At 42.2% G+C, this 4,627-nt stretch carries 4 protein-coding genes; 3 read left to right on the top strand and 1 reads right to left on the bottom strand.

Annotated elements, in window-relative coordinates:
• Positions 1–222: 222 nt before the first annotated feature.
• Genes FWE37_09145 through FWE37_09135 form a run of 3 tightly spaced genes read left to right on the top strand, consistent with a single transcriptional unit; the run spans position 223 to position 2,946 of the window.
• Positions 223–594, top strand: coding sequence for a NirD/YgiW/YdeI family stress tolerance protein (locus tag FWE37_09145; protein MCL2521143.1), 372 nt, complete (start codon positions 223–225; stop codon positions 592–594).
• A 40-nt stretch (positions 595–634) separates the two neighbouring features.
• On the top strand, positions 635–1,633 hold the full coding sequence (locus FWE37_09140; GenBank protein MCL2521142.1) for an L-threonylcarbamoyladenylate synthase: 999 nt from the start codon (positions 635–637) through the stop codon (positions 1,631–1,633).
• A 2-nt stretch (positions 1,634–1,635) separates the two neighbouring features.
• The gene (locus tag FWE37_09135; protein ID MCL2521141.1) at positions 1,636–2,946 is read left to right on the top strand and encodes a hexokinase; all 1,311 of its coding nucleotides are present in this window, start codon (positions 1,636–1,638) and stop codon (positions 2,944–2,946) included.
• A 197-nt stretch (positions 2,947–3,143) separates the two neighbouring features.
• Here FWE37_09135 and FWE37_09130 read toward each other — a convergent pair whose 3' ends face one another.
• Positions 3,144–4,304, bottom strand: coding sequence for a NifS family cysteine desulfurase (locus FWE37_09130; GenBank protein ID MCL2521140.1), 1,161 nt, complete (start codon positions 4,302–4,304; stop codon positions 3,144–3,146).
• Between the last annotated feature and the right edge of the window lie 323 nt (positions 4,305–4,627).

Genomic DNA, 4,627 nt, shown 5'->3' with positions numbered 1-4,627 from the left:
GATTGACCGCCGCCACACAAGGGCTTTATCTTTTGGTCCAAACGATTTGGTGGAAATTAGCGGTTATATTAGCAGCAGCAGCGGCCGTACTTATGTTGATGTAGGCAGCAGGGGCAGTATTCGTTTAGTTCGTTAAATTGTAACGTTTTTTAAGTTATAAAATCTATATTGTTAATATGGGGTTTATAAAATTTTATAGTAAGCAAAAAGAGGGAAAAGATTATGAAGAAAATTATTTTATTAAGTTTGGTTTTACTTTTAACTTCGGGCATTGGCTTAGTGGCGCAAACGGGTTTTACCGGGCCGTCTAATCAAGGGCAAAACGTACGGCAAGGCCAAAGCGTTACTGTAGCCCAAGCGCATACGATGCGTGATGATAGCCGTGTTGTTTTAACCGGCCACATTATTAGTCATATTAGCGGAAATTATTATCTTTTTAGAGATAGTACCGGTGAAATTAGGGTAGAAATTTATGCCCGCCGCTGGAATGGCCTGCAAGTTGGCCCCGGCGATTTGGTAGAGATTAGCGGCGAGGTGGATCAAGGCCGTAACCGCCCGGCTTATATAGAGGTTTATGCTATTCGTTTATTGTAACTCATTATATATTATGTTATAATGGGTTATGCTTACGTGTATGCTTAATGTAACTCAGCTCGATGAGGCCGCCGCTATTATTAAAGATGGCGGCCTTGTGGCTTTTCCTACCGAAACCGTTTATGGTCTGGGCGCTAATGCCTTAAATGACGAAGCTTGCAAAGCCATCTACGCAGCTAAAGGCAGACCTAGCGATAACCCTTTTATTATTCATCTTTATAATGTTGATGAGGTGGCTAAGGTGGCTAAGCTTAACAAAGCGGCCGAAAAACTGCTTGCTAGTTTTGCACCCGGCCCGCTTACTTTGGTGCTGCCCAAAATTGCCGGAGTGGTTTGCTCTATCGCTACGGCAGGACTGGATAGTGTGGCGGTGCGTGTGCCGTCTCACCCCGTTGCTCAAAAATTGTTGCAACTGGCGGAGCTGCCCATTGCTGCGCCTTCGGCGAATTTATCGGGCCGACTGAGTGCCACTACTTTTGAGATGGTTAAAGAGCAGCTGGACGGCAAGATTGCCGCCATTATTCAAGATGATAGCAAGATAGAATGGGGGTTAGAATCCACCGTTGTTTCTTTGCTTAATCCAAATGAGCCAATTTTATTGCGCTCTGGAGCTATTAGCCTTGAAGAGCTAGAGGAAGCTTTAAGCCAAAAAATTACTTTAGGCGAAGAACTTAAAGAGGAAACTCCGCGTAGTCCCGGTCAAAAATATGCGCATTACCGGCCGCCTGTACCTTTATATCTCATTAAAGAACAATATTTTAACTTTGATTATCTTGTTAAACTTTATGGTCGTGAAAAGTTAGGCTTACTTTGCTTGGTTAAGCCGCCTCCATCTTTACCGGCCGGCTGGAATGTTAGTAGTTTTGATAATTTTAACGATTATGCAAGTAATTTATACAAAGAACTGGCCCGTTTTAGCCAAAATTGTGTTAAAATAGTAGCGGTACTACCAAGCCGGCAGCTATTAGGCCGGGCGCTTAACGATAGGTTGCTAAAGGCGGCAGCCGGTAATTTTGTACCTTTAATTAAGGAAGAATAAAAATGATTGAAGTTGATAATTTTTTAATTAAACATAAAATGCACCGCAGTAGCGTAGATATGGCCGAGCAAGTGGCCGATTTTTTGGCCGAGATGACGGCTAACCTTAACACAACTAACCCCATAGGGGTAATGATGTTGCCTACGCGTATTGAGGTGGCTGGTGGTGTAGCTATTAACAAAAAGGTAATAGTGCTAGATGCCGGCGGTACCAACTTACGGGCAGCTTTAGTGCATTTTAATGAACAAAAAGAGGCCGTTATTGAAGATTTTAGCAAAGGCACTATGCCCGGTGTGAGTGGCGAAGTAACGGCTGAAGAGTTTTTTAACGAGTTAGCCCAAAGATTAAGTTTAGTGGCCGATAAAAGTGATAAGATAGGTTTTTGTTTTAGTTACGCTGCCGAGAGTACTGCGAATAAAGATGGTAAACTTATTACCTTTAGCAAAGAGATTAAAGCTCCACAAGTTGTTGGCCGATGTGTGGGTGAAGGTTTACTTAAAGCTCTTAAAGAGTTAGGGCATACTACCGGCTACAAAGTTGTGGTGCTTAACGATACCGTTACCACTTTACTTATGGGGGCGACCTTAACTAAAAATTATGGCGGTTACATCGGTTTTATTTTAGGCACCGGTTGTAACACGGCTTATGAAGAGCTTAATCAAAATATTGGCAAAGCCCATTTTGAGGAAGGCAGCCAAATTGGTGCCCACAGCCAAATTATTAATATGGAGAGTGGGAACTTTAAAAATCACTATCGCGGCAGCTTTGATTATTTAGTGGCTGCCGCTACGCAAAACCCGCAGCAAAATACCTTTGAGAAAATGCTTAGCGGGGCTTACTTTGATAAGTTATGTAAAATTACTTTAGAACAAGCTATCAACGAAGGTTTATTTACTAAAGAAAGTAGTTTGTCCTTAAGTAAACTTACCTTTACTACCGTCGATGTCAGTAATTTTTTAGCCGACCCCAATGGCCGGCATAGCTTTAATCATTTGCAGCAAATCATTACGATACAGGAATATACCAAGCTCTATTATCTTTTTGACCAATTAGCGCTACGTTTAGCTAAACTTGTTGCTATTAATTTAGCCGCCGTTATTTTAAAAACCGGTAAAGGCAGGGAGGTTACCAGCCCCTTAGCCATTATTGCCGATGGCAGTGCCTTTTACGGCATGCCTAAACTCAAAGAGCGCGTACAAAGTTATCTGGAGCATTTTTTGCAGGGTGAAAATTTGCGCTATTTCGAGCTAATTAAGGTAGATAACGCCAGTATGTTAGGGGCGGCGGTAGCGGCTTTAACAAATTTATCATAAAAGAAAACTGATGAAGTTAGAAGTAAAAAATGTTGATAATGGAGATAGTTCTGGCAATGAGTTTTTCGCGTGTTTAGCGCCTTTCGCGGTAGAAAAAATGTCTAACCGCGAAATACGCTAAAACACAAAATGAAGAAAGTTACTATAAGCAATCTTAACTATTATCTGTTGGCTATTAGTTAGTACCTATACAAAACCTATAGCTTTGTGTAGGTACTTATGGCACGTAATCTTTGCACACAATCTTTAACTATTTTAATAGCAGCGGTAATTTCGTCTTGGGTAGTAAAACGGCTTAAGCTAAACCTAATGCCGGTGTGGGCTAAATCGGTATCCATACTCATCGCCTGAAAGGTAGCATTAGCCTGTAAATCTTCACTACTGCAAGCGCTGCCGGTGCTGGCGGCTAGGTCATTTTTATTTAAATCCCACAACATAGCTTCGCCCTCAATACCTTTAAAGCTTACTAAGCTGGTGTTTGGGGTACGCGGGTAATTTTTGCCGATAATAATGGTATCGGGGATAGCCGTTATGGCTTCTTCCAGCTGGTCGCGCAGGCTGCGCACACGGCTGTCTTCATCGGTTAACCCGGCCACCGCCAGCTCCATCGCCAGCCCCATGCCTACCATATAAGGCACATTGATGGTGCCGGCACGTTTGCCGCCCATCTGCTCGCCGCCGTGTAAAAGAGGCGTAAGTTTAAGACCTTCTTTAATGTACAGACCGCCAATCCCCTTAGGGCCATGAAATTTATGGGCGCTAAAAGTTAAAAAATCGATATTACTGGCCTGCACATCTACCGGCACTTTACCGATGGCCTGCACAGCATCGGTATGAAAAAGAGCTCCGGCTTTATGAGTTATTGCACATAACTCGGTAACAGGAAAGATAAGGCCGGTTTCGTTGTTGGCCCACATAATAGTTACCAAAGCGGTATCGTTGGTCAGCTCGTGCTGTAAATCGGCTATGTTAATTAGCCCTTCGGTATTCACCGGCAGGTAGGATACCTCAGCTCCTAAACTCTCTAAAAATTTGAGGGTATGGCTTACCGCCGGGTGCTCGACGCTGCTGGTAATAATTTTTTTCTTTTTCCCGGTACGGATTAAATCGTAGTAAATACCCATTAGCACATGGTTATTACCTTCGGTCGCGCAGCTGTTGACAATAATGTCATCGTTATCGCGGGCATTAATACCGGCATAAAGCTGGTTTAAGGCGGTGGCCATTGCTTTGCGGGCAGTTTGCCCCATCGTGTGCAAACTGTTGGGGTTGCCGTAATGTATATTAAAATAGGGCTGCATAGCAGCTACTATACGGTCGTCCACTTTAGTGGTGGCGTTGTTATCTAGGTATATCAAGTGAGTTATCTCCTCAGTATATATAATAACTAATTTTTAAAAAATAAGCAACTTTTGTAGATAACTATTTATCTATAGGCGCCAAACAGAAATAAAAATAGATTGCCATACAAAACATTTGGCATCTGCGAACGAATATTTAAGCCCAGTTTTCATCTTATCAAAAAAAATTTAAACTTTCTCCTCAAGTGAAGAAACAGCAACCCGTAATTGAGTAGTGGTAACTGAAAAGTGAAAGATGAAAATTAAGAATTAAAAAGCTGTCCACTTTCAGTTTTCACCTTTCAGTTATCAATTATTTACATTTAAGGAGTAAAAAATGT

The sequence above is a fragment of the Spirochaetaceae bacterium genome (genome assembly GCA_009784515.1).
GTDB lineage: Bacteria > Spirochaetota > Spirochaetia > WRBN01 > WRBN01 > WRBN01.
The sequence above is the reverse complement of the archived record's forward strand: the minus strand, read 5'-3'. Positions and strand labels throughout refer to the sequence as shown.